The following is a 17,325-nucleotide window of genomic DNA, read 5'->3' as shown; positions in this document are numbered from 1 at the left end:
AAAAAAGGGGAGAAATAAGATTCTTGTGGCCTGCGGCGATTATAGCCAGCAGGCGAGGGGATTAACGGCGATTTTTTAGGCAGACTCCCCGGCCGGCAGAGCCGAGGCAGGCAGACCGAAAATCAGGTCGAACGCCCAGTTAAACACGAAGGTGTAGCACGGGATAATGACGATCAGCGCCATATCCAGCAGCAGCGCTTCCAGCAGTGAAATCCCCATCCACCAGGCGATCAGCGGGATCAGGTACACCACCAGCGTCAGTTGAAACCCCACGGCATGCACAATGCGGCGCTTTAGCGTGCGGGTGCGTGACGTCTGGCGACTTTCCCAGCGCTCAAACAGCGCGTTGTAGATGAAGTTCCAGCTTACGGCGATGGTGGTAATGATCACCGCCAGCGGCCCGGTGCTGCTGGGGGCGTTGCCGGAAAGCAGCGCCAGCCCCAAAGCCGAGATCGCCATGCCGATAATTTCATAGGCGGTGACATACACCAGTTTGCGTTTAACGCCTTGCATCATGTTCTCCTGCGTTATTTTTGGTGGTTTCTTGGGTGGTGGCGGCTAAGATAACGTCAATCACATTGATAGAAAAAGTCAGGAGCTGTCAGTTTTACTGACAGGTAACGCAATGAACTTTTCCAGCGATAACATTGAGCTGTTTCTGGCGGTATTGGATCGCGGCTCGTTTTCCGCCGCCGCCCGTTCGCTGCGGCGCGTGCCTTCGGCAGTCAGTATGGGCATCGCCAACATGGAGGCGGAACTGGGGTTCCCGCTGTTTGACCGTTCGCACCGCGAACCGGTGCCGACCCCGCTGGCACTGGCGCTGGCACCGCATGCGCGGCTGATTGCCGACCAACTTAAACAATTGCAAAACCACGCCATCGAGCTGTCGCAGGGGCTGGAGAGTACGTTGTCTATCGGCGTCGCTTCGGACATCAACGGCAGCGGCCTGCTGGCGGCGATCAAAACGCTGGCGGAGCGTTATCCGTTGCTGAACATCGAAGTGTTGACCGCCCCGCAAGATGACGTGTTGCATATGCTGCATCAGGGCAGGGTTGGCGTTTGCCTGGCGTTTGGCGGGCTTAACGTCAACAGCCAGGAACAGTTCCACTTCGTGGGTGCGGAATCACTGGTCGCCACGTTATCGCCACACCATCCGGCGCTGCAGGGGGCGGCAGCCGAGCTGTTTCTCGAGGACCTGGTCAACGTGCGGCAGATTATGGTGGCCAGCCGCGATCTGCCGATCGCCGATCTGCGGCCACGGGTGGCGGAATCCTATTGGCGCACCGACAGCCTGCCGATGGCGCTGAGCATGGTTGAGGCCGGATTGGGCTGGGGCAATTTTCCGCTGTCGCTGACTGCGCCGCTGCTGGCGCAGGGGCGGTTAATCCGGCTGAAATTCAAAAATACCAAAAACGAACTGCGGTTGCCGATACATCTGGTCTGGCTAAAAAATGCGCCGCTGGACAAGGCCGCGCGCGAGCTGGTAGCGCTGATGCGCGACGCGGCTCAGGTTGAATGATCCCCGGTAGTCATTGCTTTTATTTTCGTCGCTGGGCTACTTTGAGCAATGGATTGTTAAGGGGATACCGCGAGCATGATGAGTGAAACGGCATTATCGGTATTGAGCATTACCGGGGCGATAACGCTCGGGGCGATGAGCCCGGGGCAAAGTTTTATTCTGGTGGCGCGCACCGCAGTTGCTTCTTCGCGCCGCGACGGCATGGCGGTGGCGTTAGGCATGGGCGTCGGTTGTTTTATCTTTGCCTTGATCGCGCTATTGGGATTGCAGTCGCTGCTGCTGGCGCTGCCGTGGTTGTACACCACGCTGAAAGTGCTGGGCGGCGCGTATCTTATTTATTTGGCGTTTAAAATGCTGCGTGGGGCCAATCGGCCGCTGAACGTGGAGGCGGTCGGCGAGCGGCATCTGGGGTTTCGCAAGGCGTTTACCACGGGTTTGCTGACCCAACTCGGCAACCCGAACACCGCTATCGTGTTCGGCAGCGTGTTCGCCGCGCTGCTCAGCCATAAAATTTCGCCGCTGATGTACGTGGTGTTGCCGGTGATTGCCTTGACGGTCGACGTACTCTGGTACGCCTTTGTGGCGTTTGTGTTGTCATCGCCGCGCCCGCGCCGCACTTACCTGCGTTTTAAAGCCTGGTTCGATCGGTTGGGGGGCGGCGTGCTGGCCTTGCTGGGCCTGAAGCTGATGCTCAATAAATAACGCTATTCGGCGCGATGCCGCCGCCACCAGAAGCGCAGCAGCAGAATGGCGGCGATCACCAGCGCGCAGAACAGCAGGCTGGTCAGCCTTTTGTCGAAGCCGGAGATAAAGCGGGCGATGGCTTCACCGCCGAAGTAGCCCAGCAGCACGAAAATCGTCGCCCACAGAATGGCGCCCAGAATGTTCAGCGGCACAAAGCGTGACGGCGGCAGCCTGCTGGCGCCGATCAGCACCGGGCCGATAATGCGAAAGCCGTACATAAAGCGCACGCCGATCACGAACAGCATCGGGTGGCGGGCAATCAGTTTGTTGGCGCGCTCGATGCGCTTTTCCTGGCTTTTCATCCGTGAAATCACTTTCCCACCGAAGCGGCGGCCCAGAAAGAACAGCAACTGATCCCCCAGTGTGCCACCCAGCGCCACCACCGCAATTACCCAGGGCAGATGCAGCAACCCCTGATGCGCGGCAATGCCGCCCAGCAACGTGATGGTTTCCCCTTCGGCCAGGCAGCCGATAAACAGCGCCCAGTAGCCGTAATCGGTAATGTAGTAGGCCAGATCCGCCATGCTTAATCCTTACGTCTATGACACTTAAGGTTAAGTATACGCCCTGTGCGCTAGCCGCGGGCGGCAATCTGCGCCACCAGCGCCCGGCGTTGTTGCAGGCTGTCGGCCATTTTTTCCTCTACTCGCGCCAGAATCCCCGCAGGTGCCAGCTCAGGCGTTCCCCCCAGGAAAGGCGGTGCCGGGGCATACTCCAGATACAGCTGGATCATTTGCGCGGTTTCTTCGTCGTGCAGCTCCGCTATCAGTGTCAGGGCGAAGTCGATACCTGCGGTTACGCCGCCACCGGTGATCACGTTGCCGTCGCGCTCCACCCGCGCACTGCTAGGGATAGCGCCGAATAGCGTCAGGCTTTCACGCATCGACCAATGGCAGGTCGCACGCTTGCCTTGCAGCAGCCCGGCGGCGGCCAGGATCAGCGAACCGGTGCACACCGAGGTCAGATAGCGGGCATCGGTCCCCAGCCGGCGGATCTGCAGCATGAAGTTTTCATCCAACAGTGCCTGGGTGCAACCACTGCCACCCGGCACGCACAGGACATCACAGTGCGTGACGTCTTCCAGCGTTTGCAGACGGGAGAAGTGCAGCCCCTCAGAACTGACGTCCGCACCGTCGACTGAGGCGACGATAATTTCTGCATCGGGCATACGCCGCAGAAATTGCAGCGGGCCGGTGAAATCCAACTGGGTAACCCCCTGATAGATCGGAAAAACTATGACTAATGGTACAGACATGATATTCGCCTCGGTTTTGTCCTTTGGTCTGGGTAATAATAACTGTCCTGTTTTTGGCTGATATGCCATATAACCCTCAAAAAGCGCCATCATGAAAAACATTGGCTTTGTGATCTTCCCCGATTTTAACCTGCTGGATTTTGCGGGGCCGCTGGCGGCTTTCGATCAGGCCGACCGGTTTACCGATGCCCCGGCATACCGTTGTTTGCCGGTATCGCAGGCGGGCGGAATGGTGATCGGTTCGTCCGGCGTGGCGGTGATGACCCAACCATTGGGTGATAGTCTTTTTGATACTCTGCTGATTGCCGGTGGCCGCGGCAACGTGGCGGCGGCGGAGTCCCCGGCGTTGATCGCGATGTTGCAGCGGCAGAACCGGCAGGTGCGGCGCATGGCCAGCGTGTGTACCGGAGCATTTATCCTGGCTGCCGCCGGGCTGCTGGACGGCAAGCGCGCCACTACCCATTGGTTTCATGCCGCGCGGTTGCAGCAGCGCTACCCGCGTATTCGCGTTGACAGCAACCGCATTTTTATTCGCGACGGTGCCCTTTGGACCTCGGCCGGCATCAGCGCAGGCATCGATCTGGCGCTGGCGATGGTTGAAGAGGACCTCGGCGCAGAGGTGGCGGCCAACGTGGCGCGGCAACTGGTGGTGTATCACCGCCGTCCTGGCGGGCAGTCGCAGTATTCACTGCTGCTGGCGCTTAATCCTTCTTCAGACCGGATCCGCAGCGCACTTTCTTACGCCCGTGAGCATCTGCATCAGCCGCTCAGGGTGACGGATCTGGCCGATGCCGCTTGCCTGAGCGAACGCCAGTTCGGCAGGTTGTTTCGCGCGGAAACCGGGCAGACGCCGGCCAAGGTGATTGAGCAACTGCGGGTGGAAGCGGCGCGGGGGCGGGTTGAAGAGAGCGGCGAAGCGCTGGAGGCTATCGCCCGTGCCGTCGGTTTTAGCGATCCTGAGCGTATGCGGCGGGCATTCATTCGCGTCTTCGGTTTGTCGCCGCAGGCGATGCGGCGCCTGAGCCGCGCCGGTTAATTCATTCAGCTATGCCCCAGTGGCGTGGCGCAGTAAAGGAGCAACAGATGTATCAGGATTTTGAGAGCGAACTGGATTGGGCGATGCGCCATATGCCGCGCACCCGTGCGGCGGTTGCGGCGCTGCCCGATTTGAACGGCGTGCGGTTGGCGTGCAATATGCACCTGGATCTGAAAATGGCGCCGCTGGTGGCGGGCCTGCTGGACAAGGGCGCGGCGGTTTACCTGACCACCTGCAACCCGACCACGGTGCAGGATGACGTAGTCGCTTGGCTGGAGCGGCGCGGCGCACAGGCTCACGCCTGGCGTGACATGAGCGATGCGGACTGGTCGGCTTCCTTCGATCGTGCGTTGGCCTGGGAACCGACCCACCTGTGTGAAATGGGTGCGGATCTGACGACCCGCCTGCACCAGTCGGCCGCAGGCCCGCAGATTGTCGCCGGCCTGGAAGCGACCGGTTCCGGCATCAGCCGGCTGAATGGTATGGCGCCGCGCTACCCGATCTTCAATTGGGACGATCTGCCGGTGAAAGAAGGGTTGCACAACCGTCATATGGTCGGCCTCACCGCCTGGCACACCTTCTTCCAGACCACGCATCTGACGCTGCATGAAAAATGCGTGCTGGTGATTGGCTATGGCCTGGTTGGGCAGGGCGTTGCGGCGGCGGCGAAAGCCTACGGCGGGCAGGTTGTGGTGGCGGAAATCGATCCGGCGCGGGCATTGCAGGCGCGTTACGACGGCTGGGCGGTGGTCGATCTGGCTACGGCGGTTACCCAGGCGGACGTGATCGCCACGGCGACCGGGGCGAAAAACGTGCTGTCGGCGCAGCATCTGCAACAGGTGAAGGACGGGGTGTTTATTCTCAACGTCGGCCACGTGGCGGCCGAAATTGACGTCGGCTTCCTGAAGAACCTGCCGCACAGCGAGCCTATGCCGTTTGTGAACGCCTACCAACTGGGCGATAAAAAGATCTATTTGCTGGCCAACGGGTCGATGTTCAACCTGACGGCGGGCTACGGCGACAGCCTGAACGCCTTCGATGTGACGTTGGCGGTGATGGCGGCGGGCATCGGCCATATCGTCGGTGACGGCGCCCGCCAGGCCCCCGGTTTGTATCTGTTGCCGCAGTCGGCGTGGCAACCGGCGCTGTAACTTTTCCATCGCGGGCGCTCGCCCCAGAGCGCTCGCGGTTTGCGCAATATTCTGTCCGACAGAATTTGTCACAAATGGGGGCGCATAATCCCAGTGCCAACTTGAGATCCCTCACATATAATTCTGCCAAATAAGACCTTTATCTTCTCCAGTTACAGAGTAATGCATGTGAAAATACGTGTTTTGGTACTAACCCTGCTCGCTTTGCAGGCGGGAGCAGGCATCGCGCCGCGCGCGCTGGCCAGTGAAAATAACGCCGCCGCATATGCCGCCCAGCCTGAGCTGGCTTCCGGCAGTGCGATGGTGGTGGATATGCAGACCCACAAAGTGATGTATGCGCGCAATCCGGATGAAGTGGTGCCGATCGCCTCCATCACCAAGCTGATGACCGCCATGGTGACGCTGGATGCTCATCTGCCGCTGGATGAAATGCTGTCGGTGGATATCCACCAGACGCCAGAAATGAAAGGCGTTTATTCCCGCGTGCGTCTGAACAGCGAAATCACCCGCAAAGACATGCTGCTGCTGGCGCTGATGTCGTCGGAAAACCGTGCCGCCGCCAGTCTGGCGCATCACTATCCGGGCGGTTACGGTGCCTTTATCAAGGCGATGAACGCCAAGGCGAGATCGCTCGGCATGACCAATACCCGTTATGTGGAGCCGACCGGGTTGTCGATTCATAACGTTTCGACCGCGCGTGACCTGACCAAGCTATTGATCGCCACCAAGCAATATCCGCTGATTGGCCAGCTCAGCACCACCACCGAGCGCATGGCGAGCTTTAAGGATCCGAACTACACGCTGCCGTTTCGCAATACCAACCATTTGGTGTACAACCCGAAATGGAATATCCAGCTGACCAAAACCGGCTTCACTAACGAAGCGGGGCATTGCCTGGCGATGCGCACCACGATCGGCAGCCGCTCGGTATCGCTGGTGGTGCTCGACGCGTTTGGCAAGTACACCCACTTTGCCGACGCCAACCGCCTGCGCAGCTGGATTGAAACCGGTAAGGTGACGCCGATCCCGGCCGCTGCCCGCGACTATCGCCGCCAAAAAGACGCCCGTCTGGCGAAGAACGAAACCGAATAATCCCGATCTGGCCTGCGGTTTCCGCCGCAGGCCGCTAGCGGCCCTCAGGGCGCCGAATGACAAAACCCCGTTCCCGATCGCCGTCGAACCCGGCGCGCAGATACAATTGGTGCGCCCCGGTACGCTGTTGGCCGGAAAGCAGCATCACTTTGTAGCACCCTTTACGCCACGCCAGTTGCAAGGTGTATTCCAGCATCGCCAGGGCAATGCCTTGCCCGCGATACGGCGGCGCCGTGACCACGTGCTCAATGATACCGAACGGCTGAGCCTGATGAATCAACCCCGGCACCATCGCCAGCATGCAGGTCGCCACCGGTTGTTCAGCGTCGGCGGTGACCACCAGTCGAATCGCCGGGTTGTCCAGCAAACGTTGTAAAGTGCGCTGGGCGCTATCCGGGCGCAGCGGCGGATCCTGCGGGCGCAATTCCTGATACAGCGCCTGAAGGCCGGCCAGATCGTTCAACTGTGCCAGGCGATAGGTGATTGCCATCTTTCCTCCTTTTTGGCGGCGGTTTATTCATCCGCTATCATCAATCCATACACTATCGCATGCGAGAGAGGGATCCTATGAGTCAGGTTGCAACCTTTATCATGTTTCAGGGCGACGCCCGGCAGGCTATCGATCTTTACAGCGAGTTGTTCGACAGCTTCAAGGTTCAACAGCTGCTGCATTATGACGAGACGCCCGACGGGCAGCGGCGAATCAAACACGCCTCGATAGACTTTGACCGACAGAATCTGGTGTTTATCGACAGCCCGGTCAGCCATGATTTCAGCTTTACCCCGGCGGTGTCTCTTCACGTTAATTTGGCGACCGAAGCCGAACTTGAACGGGTATTCGCCCGCCTGGCGGAGGGCGGTGAAGTGCTGATGCCGCTCGATGACTATGGCTTCAGCGCACGTTTCGGTTGGCTGAACGACCGTTTTGGGCTCTCCTGGCAGTTGAACGTGCCCATCGCGGGGTAGGGAGACATCGAGTCTGATGCGTTTTTAACCGGCTGTTTTAAATGAACTAATGGAGGTTTCTGCGCCCAGTGATTAGGATCACGATTTTAGTTAATAAATCTTTATGATTTTGCTTACAGAATGTTAACATCCGCGCCGTATCATTAGATGTTCTAATGATACCGATGTTTTCAAGGAACAAGCAAAATGGATTATCAGAACGTCTTCCCATTGACGGATCAGGAAAAAAACGAATTATTTTTGGCATTGGATAAAATAACTTACGATCCTGCCGGTGGCGATGCCTATATTCACGCTATCCGATCGGCAATGATGCATTATTTGCCTCATCGCGTGAGTGCTGCGTTGGGCAAACAAAAAGCTTCGATCAAACCCAGACCCTATTTTATTCTAAAGAATGCGCCAATAGATAAAGAAGTTTTTTTCTCACCTTGCCCGAATGAATATACGCCATCGGCAAAATCAGGAAATATAAGTGAAAACCTGTTGGTAGGTATATCTACTCTTATTGGTGAACCTTACTCCATGTATTTTGAAGGAAAGGAGATTATCAATAATTTGATCCCCAAACGGGAGGCGAAAAAAGAATACACCGGGCTGGGGTTTGATGTGGAATTGGATTTTCATATTGAAAACGCGGCACTGAAACATCTTGAACAGTTTAACGTATCCCCGATGGGCCTGCTGTTAGCTGGAGTGCGGCGTGATCCGCAAAGCCCGATGACGCGGATTTCCGATTCACGGTTGGCGATCGCCCAACTGAGTCAGGAAGATATAGCGACGCTGGCCAGCCCGCTGTACAGCATCAAGCTGCCTTACCGTTGGCGCCAGTCCACGCAGGGTGGCAGAGAGGAAACCGCACTGGTGCCGTTGATTTCGCAAAACCATATTCTGCCGGATGTCAGCGCCGTCTTCTATCCGGGAATGATCTCTGCCAGCACGCCGCGAGCGGAGGCTGCGCTGGAGCGTTTTTATGGCCTGATTAAAGAAAATGCAATCGGAATAGATATCTGCCCTGGCGATTTGGTTTATATCGATAATCGATTCGCTTTACACTCGCGTGATAAATTCACCCCTTCTTATGATGAGAATGATACGCCACTGCGTTGGGTACAGCGAGTTTTCGTTTCAGCCAGTTTGTGGAACCATCGCAATCTTAATCAGGTTGAAGAGCGCATTTTTTCGATTTAAAGGCGATTGTGTATGTTAAACGTTTTTCTTTCTATTTTACCTATTTTTCTATTGATTGTGCTTGGCTTTCTCTCCAAGTTGTATGTCAAGGATGTCGCCGTTTTTTGGGGTTTTTCAGATAAGTTTGTTTATTATCTTTTCTTCCCGGCATTATTGATTATGGATATTAGTGAGGCGGATTTTAGCGGTGCGGACAGTTTTTATCCCGTTATGGCGACTATCATATCGACCCTGGTCATTGCCTTGATTATCTTTGCGGTAAAGTTCTTTGTTGATACCTCGCCCGACCTCTTCACTTCAATTTTTCAGGGGGGAGTCAGGTATAACTCTTATGTGTTTATCGCGTTGTCTCAGTCGCTGTTCGGCAGTGAAGGCGTAGCGCTGTCCGGTTTTTTCGTGGCCTACATGATTATTCTGACCAATATCCTGAGCGTGCTGGTGATGAATCACTACGGTACCGGCAGCAAGAAAAGTCTGAGCGGCGCGGTATTGGCCTTGACCAAAAACCCCTTGATTATCGGCGCCTTGTTGGGTGTCCTGATGAACTTGCTTAACCTGCATATCACCGGTGCCATCAAACAGTTGTTCCAGTATCTGGCCAACGCCGCTACGCCGCTGAGCCTGATGTCGGTCGGCGCGGGGCTGATTGTCAGCATGCATATTCGCAAAATGGTTTCCATCTCCTATGCGACGCTGCTCAAACTGGTGGCGATGCCACTGATCACCATTGCGCTGGTGAAGTATTTTGGCGCCACAGGCGTGCCGGCCAGCATCGCTATCCTCTATTCCGCCGTCCCCTGCGCCGGTAATGCCTATATTTTGGCGCGGCAGATGGGGGGCGATCATGAAGCGATGGCGTCCATCATTACCTGGACCACGCTGTTGTCAGTCATGACCGTCACTTTCATTCTGGGAAGCGTGGCGATTTAACCAGCAGGCCGGGAGCGGTTGGTTCTGCTCCCGGTATTTTCCGCCATCATCCGATACCCATTCCAGGACGTTTAACGCTATGCTAAACGGGTAACGACCAATGAATTTGAAAAGGATGAACCGCTTTGGCTGGAAGTAGCTTACTGACTTTAATCGACGACATAGCTTCGTTGCTGGACGACGTCTCGTTGATGACAAAAATGGCGGCGAAAAAGACCGCCGGGGTTCTGGGTGACGATCTGGCGCTGAATGCGCAGCAGGTTAGCGGGGTAACGGCCGATCGCGAACTGCCGGTGGTGTGGAGCGTGGCCAAAGGCTCGTTTATCAACAAGCTGATTCTGGTGCCGTTGGCGCTGCTGATCAGCGCCTTCGCTCCCTGGGCGATCACGCCGCTGCTGATGGTGGGCGGTGCCTATCTGTGTTACGAAGGCTTTGAAAAAGTATTCCACAGCCTGACCCACGGTAAGCAAGGGGAGGAGGAAAAAGAACAACTGGACGCCAATGAAGACGTGGCGGCCTACGAGCAACGTAAGGTGAAAGGGGCAATCCGTACCGATTTCGTGCTGTCTGCCGAGATTATCGCCATCACCCTCGGCACTGTGGCTGGGGCGAGTTTCAGCCAGCAGGTGATTGTGCTGAGCGGTATCGCGATTGTGATGACGATCGGCGTTTACGGCATTGTGGCCGGCATCGTCAAGCTCGATGATCTGGGGCTGTACCTGAGCCGAAAAACCAGCGCGTTGGCGCGTTCGTTTGGCAATGGCATTGTCAGTGCAGCGCCTTACCTGATGAAAACCCTGTCGATCGTCGGTACTGTCGCCATGTTTATGGTCGGCGGCGGCATTCTGACCCACGGCCTGCCTGCGGTGCATCATTTGTTCGAAGACTGGGCGTCGTTCGCTACCGTAGTACCGACCTTCGGCCATATTTTGCAGGGGGCGATCCCCACTCTGCTCAACGTGGTGTTCGGCCTGATTGCCGGCGGCGTGGTGCTGTTGGTGGTGTCGGCTCTGGGTGCCATTCGCGCGCGCTTTACCGCCTGATAACCGCGGGGTGCGTTTTGCGCACCCCGTAGCTGTTGTTAGGGTCGGCTGTCGTCGCCGCCACTCAGTGCACGTTGCATGATATGCGTATCGCGCCATTCACCCAGTTTGAATCCCACCGCCTTCAGCGTCCCCACGCTGGTAAAGCCCAGTTTCTGATGCAAGGCCAACGAGCCCCGATTGCCTTCGGCATTACCGACGATCGCCAGCATCTGCCGCCAGGGGCCGCGCTCGCAACGGGCGATCAGTTCGGCCAGCAGCGCTTTACCGATGCCGTTACCCTGCTGGCCTTCGGCGATGTACACCGAGTCTTCTACGGTAAACCGGTAGGCCGGGCGCGGCCGATAAGGCGTGGCGTAACAGTAGCCCACTACGCGATCCTGCCGTTTGGCGACCAGCCAGGGCAGCCCGGCCGCCTGTACCTTGCTGCACCGCTGCTGCATTTCTTCCCGAGTGGGCGGCGTTTCTTCAAAGGATGCCGCGCCGTAAAGCACGTGGTAGGCGTAGATCTGTTGTACGGCAGCCAGGTCATCCGGCGTGGCGTCGGTGATGGTCAACGGGGCGGCGAGGGGCATAAGGGTTCTCTGTTTACCTTGAGAAATCAGAAGATAAGCGCATTATGCTCCCCGTTCGCCGCCAAGGTAAATTGGGCTTTTTTATGCCGATGATAAAAAAAACCTATAGTTGCCTGGCGGCCCGGTGCCGTGGCGCCAGGCGGTTTACTGCGCCGGAGGCCAGCAGCACGCCGAGGATCACCCAGGCGGCACCGGCCAATTGCCAAACGTTGGGTGCCGTGCCGGTGAGGGTGGCTACCAGCATGGTGAATACCGGTGCCAGATTGAAGAAAATGGCGGTGCGTACCGAACCGATTTTTTCCAACCCGTTGAACCACAGCAGATAGGCCAGCAGCGATCCGCACAGCGCCAGATAAACCACCGCCGCATGCACGCTGAGGCTGGCAGAAGCCAGACTTTGCAGTGGGTTTTCGAAGATAAACCCCAACGGCAGCAGGGCCAGCGTGCCGAACAGCATCGAATAGCTGGTGGTTTCGATGGCGGTGGCGTTATGCACCAGCCGCCGGGTACCGACCATATTCAGCGCCCAGGCCAGGCTGCCGAGCAGGATAATGCCGTCGCCGGGGTTGATTTCCAGCCGCAACAGCGTTTGCAGGCTGCCTTTGGTGAGCACCAGCGTTACGCCGATAAAACCCGCCAGAAGGCCGGCGGCACGTGACCCACTCAGTTTTTCATTCTCCCAAAATACCCCGAACAGCATTGTCCACAGCGGCGTGGTGGCGAGGATCAGCGCACCGTTGATCGGCGTGGTGGACTGCAGGCCGAAAAAGGTGCACAGGTTAAACAGCGTAAAGCCGAGCACGCCCAGCCCAAGGTAGGCCGGCCAGTTGTTCTTCAGCGTACTGAGGCGTAACTGCCCGCGCAGACCGAAGAACAGCAACAGCGCCAGCGTCGCCAGGCTGAAGCGCTCAATCGACGCGGTGATCGGCGGCTGATGGGCGATGATATAGGCACCGGCATTGAAGTTGGTGCCCCAGAAGAAGGTGGCGATAATCACCCCCAAATAGGCCAGCGGCAGCGAAGTTTTCATGGTGATGTCCTGTGGTGTGAAATAAACAAAAACAGTTTGCGCCACGGATTGTTGCGGTAAAATCCCCTATCTATTCACTTGTGATGTGAGAAAACACCCATGTTCAATTGGGAAGATTTGCACTACTTCATGGTGTTTGCGCGCGAGAAGTCGCTGTCAGGCGCCGCCCGCAGTTTGCAGGTCGATCACGCCACTGTTGCCCGACGCATCGCCAGCCTGGAAGCGTCGCTGGCGTTAAAACTGGTGGATCGCCGCCCGCGCAGCTATCTGCTCACCGCCGACGGGCAACGCATCGCGGCGCAAGGGGACAGCATGACGCTCAACGCCTTCGCCGTCAGCCGCGCCGCCCTCAGTGGGCGACAGGGCATTGCGGGCGAGGTGACGCTGAGCGTGCCGCCGGTGATGGGGCTGAAACTGATCGCTCCGCGTATTGCCGAGTTGCAGTGCCGTTATCCGGATCTGCGACTGGTTTTGCTGGCCGATACCGCCAACGTATCGCTGCTGCGCGGCGAGGCGGATATTGCCATCAGGCTCAGCCGCGTCACTGAAAGCGATCTGGTGGCGAGAAAAATTGGCACCGTCGAATTTGGGCTGTACGCCAACGTCGGTTATCTGCAAGACACGCCGGAGGCGGAGCGGGGGTTTATCGGTTATCACGATGAACGGGCCGCTTCGGCACAGCAAAAATGGTTGCTGGAGCAGGCCGGGCCACGGCCGCTGGTGATGCGCAGCAACGACCTGATGATTCAGGCTGCCGCCGCTGCGGCCGGCGCGGGCATTGCGCTGCCGCCGCTGCGGCCGGCGCGGGCATTGCGCTGCTGCCGCATTTTGTCGCGCAGGAACTGGGGCTTGAACGCCTGTCGCCGCCGCTTGGGCTGCGGCGCGAAGTCTGGTTAACGGTGCATGACGACATTCGCCATGCACCGGGCATCGTCGCCGTGACGGCATTTTTACTGGAATGCTACGCGGGCGTGGCGGGGATCACCCGGCTGGTGGATAACCTTACCTAGCCGCGCATCAGGTGCGCCACTGCCTGTTGCAGATAGCTCAACAGCGCCGGGGTCAACCAGGTGCCTTCGGTCAGCGTCGGCTCTTGTTCCATTGCCTGGCGGATTTTCATCTGGGTAGCCGGGTCGGTGCCGGCATAAGACTGAAACAGCGCCAGCCATTGGGCCGCCAGTTGCTTCGCCTGAGCGGACTCCGGCGGCACGCCGTCTCTTAGCGCCTGATGGAACTGGGCGATCAGCGCCGGCCATTCGTGCAGGCGGGTAAAGTAGTGTTGGCGCACGTAGGCGTATTCTTCCTCCGACAGATACTTTTGATAAATCCCCAGCTTGGTTTCGGCAAAGGCACGGGTGACATAGTCGGTCATGGCCGGAGTGATGCCGGTTTGCTCGCGCATTGAGGGTTCATCGGCATGCATGGCGTTAAGCCGGGTAAGAAACGCCGGGTTATGCGCGGTGTCGCGTTCCAGCATCTGCATCCAACGCCGCGCCAGAGCCTGCGCCTGCGGTGCTTGCGTTTCGACACCGCTATCGATCAACTGGCGCATGCTGTCGACCAGTTCGGCCCATTCCTGATTGCGCGTCCGATCGGCCTGATAGAAAGGCAACTGCGCCAGTTCGTCTGCGGTAAAGTATTTGTCGTACATGGTCATTAACTCCAACGTAGTCAGCCAGTCGTTCAGTTCCGGTTCGTTCCCGGCGGTGAGCTGGGCATGCATATGCTGCAAACGGTCGCGCAGCGCGACAGTCTGCGCCAATTGCCGATCCAGCATGGTTATTTGCTGCTCAATCACCGCGGTTAACGCCATGCCTGAACGTGCCAGAAGTGCCCCGACTTCCGCAAGCGTAACCCCCATTCGGCGCAACGCCTGAATATGGTGCAAGCGGGTGATGTCAGCCCGGTTGTATAAACGGTACCCGGCGTCGGAACGCGCAGAAGGGATCAGCAAACCAATGCCGTCGTAATAATGCAGCGTCCTGACGGTGATGCCGGAACGGCGGGCCAGTTCGCCCACTTTTAATAACATGGCGTGTTCCTCCCAAGTGCGTGTAGGGATACTAAAGCCTGACGCAACGTGAGGGTCAATAGTGCGGAAGGGGATATTTTCAGGAAAGTGGCGGGTGCCGAAAATAGCACCCGCAAAGAGAGGAACCGCTTGCTTACCAGCCTTTTACCGCACCGCCGTTAAAGATTTTCTCGGCGGCTTTGGCCACTTCGTCCGACTCGTAGGCCTTGACGAAGTTTTGCACGTTCAGCGCGTCTTTGTTGTCTTCGCGCGTGACGATGATATTGGTGTACGGCGAATCCTTGTCTTCGATAAAGATGCCGTCTTTGGTTGGCGTCAGCCCGGTCTGGTTGATGTAGGTGGTGCTGATGATGGCGACGGTGACTTTAGGGTCATCCAGTACCTGCGGCAATTGCGCACCTTCCAGCTCCATAATCTTGTAGTTATGCGGGTTGGCGCTGATATCCAGCGACGTCGGCAGCAAACCTTTGCCCGGTTTCAGCGTAATCAGGCCGGTTTTTTCCAGCAGCAGCAACGCGCGACCGAGGTTGGTCGGATCCAGCGGAATAGCGATAACGGCGCCATCCTGCAGCTCTTTCAACGATTTGATTTTTTTCGAATAGCCGGCCATCGGGAACACGAAGGTATTGCCCACCGCCACCAACTTGTAACCCTGATCTCTGTTTTGCTGTTCGAGGAACGGCCGGTGCTGGAATACGTTGGCATCCAGCTCACCTTTATCGGTGGCGTCGTTTGGCAGCAGAGAGCCGCTGAAACCGACCAGCTCAACCTCCAGACCGTATTTCTCTTTCGCTACCTGTTTGGCGACTTCCGCCACGTCTTGCTCCGCGCCGTTGATAACCCCGACCTTGATAAGGTTCTGGTCTACCGGCTTATCGCAACCTTGCAGTGCCAGCGTGGCGGCAAACGCCGCCGTCAAGGCGGTAAAACGCCAGGTCTTTAACATCGTGCTCTCCCTGAAAAAAACAGTAAAATCAGTTGGTTTTGTGCTGCCTAGCTAAGCCTGAACCCACGGGGAAGTCAAACGCTTGCTCAGCACAAAGGGTTATAGGTAATAACAGAGAGTTGTATAGCGACTATGGCTTTCAGATTGCACCCTGAAAGCCATAGGGTCTGGAAGGGCGGTTATTTGGCGCGCAGCACGACGATGCCCGGCGTGTTGATCACATAGTCCATAAAGGGCGAATCCACCACCTTCATGTTTTCCTTGCGCGAAGAGGCATTGCGCAACATTGGGCCGTTTTCGGTCATGATAAAGATGCCGGTGTGAGTGACGTCCAGCCCGGCAAGATTGGTGTAGATACCGATGTAATCGCCGGTGCGCAACTGGGCCAGCACCTTATCGTCAATCACATCGCTGGGCAGATAAGTGATGCTGCGCTGAACGTTTTTCAGGCCGGGCAGATAGCTGCCGCCATCGGCTTTCTGGTTCAGATTTTTTACCAGCGTCACCGCGCGCGGGCTGAGTTGAGCGGTAATGTCGGTCACGTTTGTTTTGGCGACCTGCGCCCAGTCGGTGAAGAAGTGTTTGCGCTGCTGGAAGCTGATGTCGCTATCGGCGTAGCGCGTCTGGATCAGGCGTTGCACGAATTCAGCCTGATTGTGCGATTTGCTCAGTGCATCGACGTAGTCGATATAGGTAAAGCAATCCAGGCCGCGGAAGTCGATCACCAGCTTTTCCGGCGTGCTCTGCGAGCCTATCAGCCTGTTGGCAACGTAGGGTGTACCGAGAAATTGCTGAGAGATCAGATTGATAGTTTGGCCGTTGTCCTGTCCTGCAGGCCAGGTGGCGCGTTTGGCGAAAATGTCGTTGAGCTTGCTTGACGTCTCGTCGTCCAGGTTTATCGGGGTCACCGCAGGGGGGGTGATCCCGGTGCCGGGTTTATTCATGGGCACCTGATGATTTTTGTCTGCGCATCCGCTCATCGCTATAACTAACATCAATGAAACAACCTTGTACATTTAACCCTCCAATGGTTTCAGTCCGTGATCATATAAATGATAACAGTTCTCACCATATAGCGGGTGGTTAATAAATAAACATAGCCTAAATGCCGGCCAATAATCAGTAACCGATTTCGTTATTAAACGGCAGATACCAAAATAACGCGATTTCATGGTCGGCAATATCCGGCTGAGCGCGATACAGCAGGTGATCGATACCGCCGAGAATAAAACCGAAGCGCTGATAACAGCGGCAGGCGATCAGATTATTGTTTTGCGTTTCCAGCATCAACCCCGGGGTTTCCTGTTGCTGTGCCCAGCGGCGTGCGGCATCCAGCAGCGCGGTGGCAACGCCCAGGCGGCGCACATGGGCGCTGACGACAATTTCTTCAATCAGCGCATAGCCGTTCCAGTTTTTGCTCAGCGTGATGTGGCCGACGGCTTCTCCCCGGTGGCGTGCCAGAAAGGTTTCGCTTTCCTCATTGATGAAGGGGGCCAGCGGATAGTGCTTGCGAAACGGCGTGACCGGCCGCAGTGGCCAGCTGTCGACCGGGGCATCGAAAACCGGTTGGGCGTAGTGGGCGACCGGGAAACTGAAATCGCAGCTTTCCAGATACCCGTCGGGCAACTGGGAGACGGGAGCGATATGGATAGCCTGGCTCATGGGGCCAGCTCTCTCGGCAGGCGTGCCGGATTACCGACCAGGCGAAGAGTGATAGCAGATGACATGACATTCCTCACGGCTTTGCTCAATCGGAGGATTATAAAACAAACCGCTGCCGCGTCTGTGCTTTCCGAACGTTTTTTCAGCGAAAGA

Annotated in this window: 20 protein-coding genes; 10 read left to right on the top strand and 10 right to left on the bottom strand. The window is 57.2% G+C overall.

Annotated features, from left to right (window positions below):
* Positions 1-75: 75 nt before the first annotated feature.
* Positions 76-513 (bottom strand): PACE efflux transporter, encoded by a 438-nt coding sequence (locus D4100_RS07860; protein ID WP_065506017.1) that lies wholly within the window; start codon positions 511-513, stop codon positions 76-78.
* A 112-nt stretch (positions 514-625) separates the two neighbouring features.
* Between D4100_RS07860 and D4100_RS07855 the strand changes: the two genes are divergently transcribed.
* Entirely contained in the window at positions 626-1,519 is an 894-nt protein-coding gene (locus tag D4100_RS07855) for a LysR family transcriptional regulator (RefSeq protein ID WP_119803926.1), read from the top strand.
* 78 nt (positions 1,520-1,597) lie between these two features.
* Positions 1,598-2,221, top strand: a complete 624-nt coding sequence (locus tag D4100_RS07850; RefSeq protein WP_013811986.1) for a LysE family translocator — start codon at positions 1,598-1,600, stop codon at positions 2,219-2,221.
* Positions 2,222-2,223: 2 nt separating this feature from the next.
* On the opposite strand, the gene D4100_RS07845 is transcribed toward D4100_RS07850, so the two are convergent.
* Positions 2,224-2,787: a DedA family protein gene (locus D4100_RS07845; protein ID WP_119803924.1), complete on the bottom strand. Its 564-nt coding sequence runs from the start codon at positions 2,785-2,787 to the stop codon at positions 2,224-2,226.
* 50 nt (positions 2,788-2,837) lie between these two features.
* On the bottom strand, positions 2,838-3,518 hold the full coding sequence (locus tag D4100_RS07840; RefSeq protein WP_119803922.1) for a DJ-1/PfpI family protein: 681 nt from the start codon (positions 3,516-3,518) through the stop codon (positions 2,838-2,840).
* A 91-nt stretch (positions 3,519-3,609) separates the two neighbouring features.
* Between D4100_RS07840 and D4100_RS07835 the strand changes: the two genes are divergently transcribed.
* The 3 genes from D4100_RS07835 to pbpG all read left to right on the top strand — a co-directional run bounded on the left by D4100_RS07835 (position 3,610) and on the right by pbpG (position 6,797).
* Positions 3,610-4,554 carry a GlxA family transcriptional regulator gene (locus tag D4100_RS07835; protein ID WP_119803920.1) on the top strand — a complete coding sequence of 315 codons (945 nt, stop codon included), beginning with the start codon at positions 3,610-3,612 and terminating at the stop codon, positions 4,552-4,554.
* A 47-nt stretch (positions 4,555-4,601) separates the two neighbouring features.
* Positions 4,602-5,705, top strand: coding sequence for an adenosylhomocysteinase (locus D4100_RS07830; protein WP_119803918.1), 1,104 nt, complete (start codon positions 4,602-4,604; stop codon positions 5,703-5,705).
* A 162-nt stretch (positions 5,706-5,867) separates the two neighbouring features.
* Positions 5,868-6,797: a D-alanyl-D-alanine endopeptidase gene (gene pbpG, locus D4100_RS07825; protein WP_119803916.1), complete on the top strand. Its 930-nt coding sequence runs from the start codon at positions 5,868-5,870 to the stop codon at positions 6,795-6,797.
* Between the two features lie 34 nt (positions 6,798-6,831).
* Here pbpG and D4100_RS07820 read toward each other — a convergent pair whose 3' ends face one another.
* A complete protein-coding gene (locus D4100_RS07820; RefSeq protein ID WP_119803914.1) occupies positions 6,832-7,287 on the bottom strand; it encodes a GNAT family N-acetyltransferase in 456 nt (151 codons plus the stop codon).
* 77 nt (positions 7,288-7,364) lie between these two features.
* On the opposite strand from D4100_RS07820, the gene D4100_RS07815 reads away from it, so the two are divergent.
* The 4 genes from D4100_RS07815 to D4100_RS07800 all read left to right on the top strand — a co-directional run bounded on the left by D4100_RS07815 (position 7,365) and on the right by D4100_RS07800 (position 10,927).
* A complete protein-coding gene (locus tag D4100_RS07815) occupies positions 7,365-7,763 on the top strand; it encodes a VOC family protein (protein WP_065506024.1) in 399 nt (132 codons plus the stop codon).
* 186 nt (positions 7,764-7,949) lie between these two features.
* Complete coding sequence (locus D4100_RS07810; protein WP_065506025.1) at positions 7,950-8,954, top strand: TauD/TfdA family dioxygenase; 1,005 nt, start codon at positions 7,950-7,952, stop codon at positions 8,952-8,954.
* A gap of 12 nt (positions 8,955-8,966) precedes the next feature.
* Positions 8,967-9,884, top strand: a complete 918-nt coding sequence (locus D4100_RS07805) for an AEC family transporter (protein WP_065506026.1) — start codon at positions 8,967-8,969, stop codon at positions 9,882-9,884.
* A 125-nt stretch (positions 9,885-10,009) separates the two neighbouring features.
* Positions 10,010-10,927 (top strand): DUF808 domain-containing protein, encoded by a 918-nt coding sequence (locus D4100_RS07800; protein ID WP_119803912.1) that lies wholly within the window; start codon positions 10,010-10,012, stop codon positions 10,925-10,927.
* A gap of 38 nt (positions 10,928-10,965) precedes the next feature.
* On the opposite strand, the gene D4100_RS07795 is transcribed toward D4100_RS07800, so the two are convergent.
* Complete coding sequence (locus D4100_RS07795) at positions 10,966-11,502, bottom strand: GNAT family N-acetyltransferase (RefSeq protein ID WP_119803910.1); 537 nt, start codon at positions 11,500-11,502, stop codon at positions 10,966-10,968.
* A gap of 103 nt (positions 11,503-11,605) precedes the next feature.
* Complete coding sequence (locus D4100_RS07790) at positions 11,606-12,532, bottom strand: DMT family transporter (protein WP_119803908.1); 927 nt, start codon at positions 12,530-12,532, stop codon at positions 11,606-11,608.
* 99 nt (positions 12,533-12,631) lie between these two features.
* Here D4100_RS07790 and D4100_RS07785 point away from each other — a divergent pair, with 99 nt between their 5' ends.
* The gene (locus D4100_RS07785; protein ID WP_244941644.1) at positions 12,632-13,429 is read left to right on the top strand and encodes a LysR family transcriptional regulator; all 798 of its coding nucleotides are present in this window, start codon (positions 12,632-12,634) and stop codon (positions 13,427-13,429) included.
* Positions 13,430-13,538: 109 nt separating this feature from the next.
* On the opposite strand, the gene D4100_RS07780 is transcribed toward D4100_RS07785, so the two are convergent.
* The 4 genes from D4100_RS07780 to D4100_RS07765 all read right to left on the bottom strand — a co-directional run bounded on the left by D4100_RS07780 (position 13,539) and on the right by D4100_RS07765 (position 17,172).
* Complete coding sequence (locus D4100_RS07780; protein WP_119803906.1) at positions 13,539-14,564, bottom strand: MerR family transcriptional regulator; 1,026 nt, start codon at positions 14,562-14,564, stop codon at positions 13,539-13,541.
* A gap of 133 nt (positions 14,565-14,697) precedes the next feature.
* Positions 14,698-15,510: a MetQ/NlpA family lipoprotein gene (locus D4100_RS07775; protein ID WP_065506032.1), complete on the bottom strand. Its 813-nt coding sequence runs from the start codon at positions 15,508-15,510 to the stop codon at positions 14,698-14,700.
* Positions 15,511-15,689: 179 nt separating this feature from the next.
* Positions 15,690-16,526, bottom strand: a complete 837-nt coding sequence (locus tag D4100_RS07770; protein WP_119803904.1) for a DUF1460 domain-containing protein — start codon at positions 16,524-16,526, stop codon at positions 15,690-15,692.
* A 103-nt stretch (positions 16,527-16,629) separates the two neighbouring features.
* Entirely contained in the window at positions 16,630-17,172 is a 543-nt protein-coding gene (locus D4100_RS07765) for a GNAT family N-acetyltransferase (protein WP_119803902.1), read from the bottom strand.
* Positions 17,173-17,325 lie beyond the last annotated feature (153 nt).

Source organism: Serratia inhibens (assembly GCF_003591175.1).
GTDB classification, from domain to species: Bacteria; Pseudomonadota; Gammaproteobacteria; order Enterobacterales; family Enterobacteriaceae; genus Serratia; species Serratia inhibens.
This window is presented reverse-complemented; position numbering and strand designations above follow the sequence as displayed.

Bases quoted from the DNA above. Each gene is read 5' to 3' on its own strand.
- D4100_RS07860 (WP_065506017.1), bottom strand. From the start codon at position 513: ATGCAAGGCGTTAAACGCAAACTGGTGTATGTCACCGCCTATGAAATT.
- D4100_RS07855 (WP_119803926.1), top strand. From the start codon at position 626: ATGAACTTTTCCAGCGATAACATTGAGCTGTTTCTGGCGGTATTGGAT.
- D4100_RS07850 (WP_013811986.1), top strand. From the start codon at position 1,598: ATGAGTGAAACGGCATTATCGGTATTGAGCATTACCGGGGCGATAACG.
- D4100_RS07845 (WP_119803924.1), bottom strand. From the start codon at position 2,787: ATGGCGGATCTGGCCTACTACATTACCGATTACGGCTACTGGGCGCTG.
- D4100_RS07840 (WP_119803922.1), bottom strand. From the start codon at position 3,518: ATGTCTGTACCATTAGTCATAGTTTTTCCGATCTATCAGGGGGTTACC.
- D4100_RS07835 (WP_119803920.1), top strand. From the start codon at position 3,610: ATGAAAAACATTGGCTTTGTGATCTTCCCCGATTTTAACCTGCTGGAT.
- D4100_RS07830 (WP_119803918.1), top strand. From the start codon at position 4,602: ATGTATCAGGATTTTGAGAGCGAACTGGATTGGGCGATGCGCCATATG.
- pbpG (WP_119803916.1), top strand. From the start codon at position 5,868: ATGCATGTGAAAATACGTGTTTTGGTACTAACCCTGCTCGCTTTGCAG.
- D4100_RS07820 (WP_119803914.1), bottom strand. From the start codon at position 7,287: ATGGCAATCACCTATCGCCTGGCACAGTTGAACGATCTGGCCGGCCTT.
- D4100_RS07815 (WP_065506024.1), top strand. From the start codon at position 7,365: ATGAGTCAGGTTGCAACCTTTATCATGTTTCAGGGCGACGCCCGGCAG.
- D4100_RS07810 (WP_065506025.1), top strand. From the start codon at position 7,950: ATGGATTATCAGAACGTCTTCCCATTGACGGATCAGGAAAAAAACGAA.
- D4100_RS07805 (WP_065506026.1), top strand. From the start codon at position 8,967: ATGTTAAACGTTTTTCTTTCTATTTTACCTATTTTTCTATTGATTGTG.
- D4100_RS07795 (WP_119803910.1), bottom strand. From the start codon at position 11,502: ATGCCCCTCGCCGCCCCGTTGACCATCACCGACGCCACGCCGGATGAC.
- D4100_RS07790 (WP_119803908.1), bottom strand. From the start codon at position 12,532: ATGAAAACTTCGCTGCCGCTGGCCTATTTGGGGGTGATTATCGCCACC.
- D4100_RS07785 (WP_244941644.1), top strand. From the start codon at position 12,632: ATGTTCAATTGGGAAGATTTGCACTACTTCATGGTGTTTGCGCGCGAG.
- D4100_RS07780 (WP_119803906.1), bottom strand. From the start codon at position 14,564: ATGTTATTAAAAGTGGGCGAACTGGCCCGCCGTTCCGGCATCACCGTC.
- D4100_RS07775 (WP_065506032.1), bottom strand. From the start codon at position 15,510: ATGTTAAAGACCTGGCGTTTTACCGCCTTGACGGCGGCGTTTGCCGCC.
- D4100_RS07770 (WP_119803904.1), bottom strand. From the start codon at position 16,526: ATGTACAAGGTTGTTTCATTGATGTTAGTTATAGCGATGAGCGGATGC.
- D4100_RS07765 (WP_119803902.1), bottom strand. From the start codon at position 17,172: ATGAGCCAGGCTATCCATATCGCTCCCGTCTCCCAGTTGCCCGACGGG.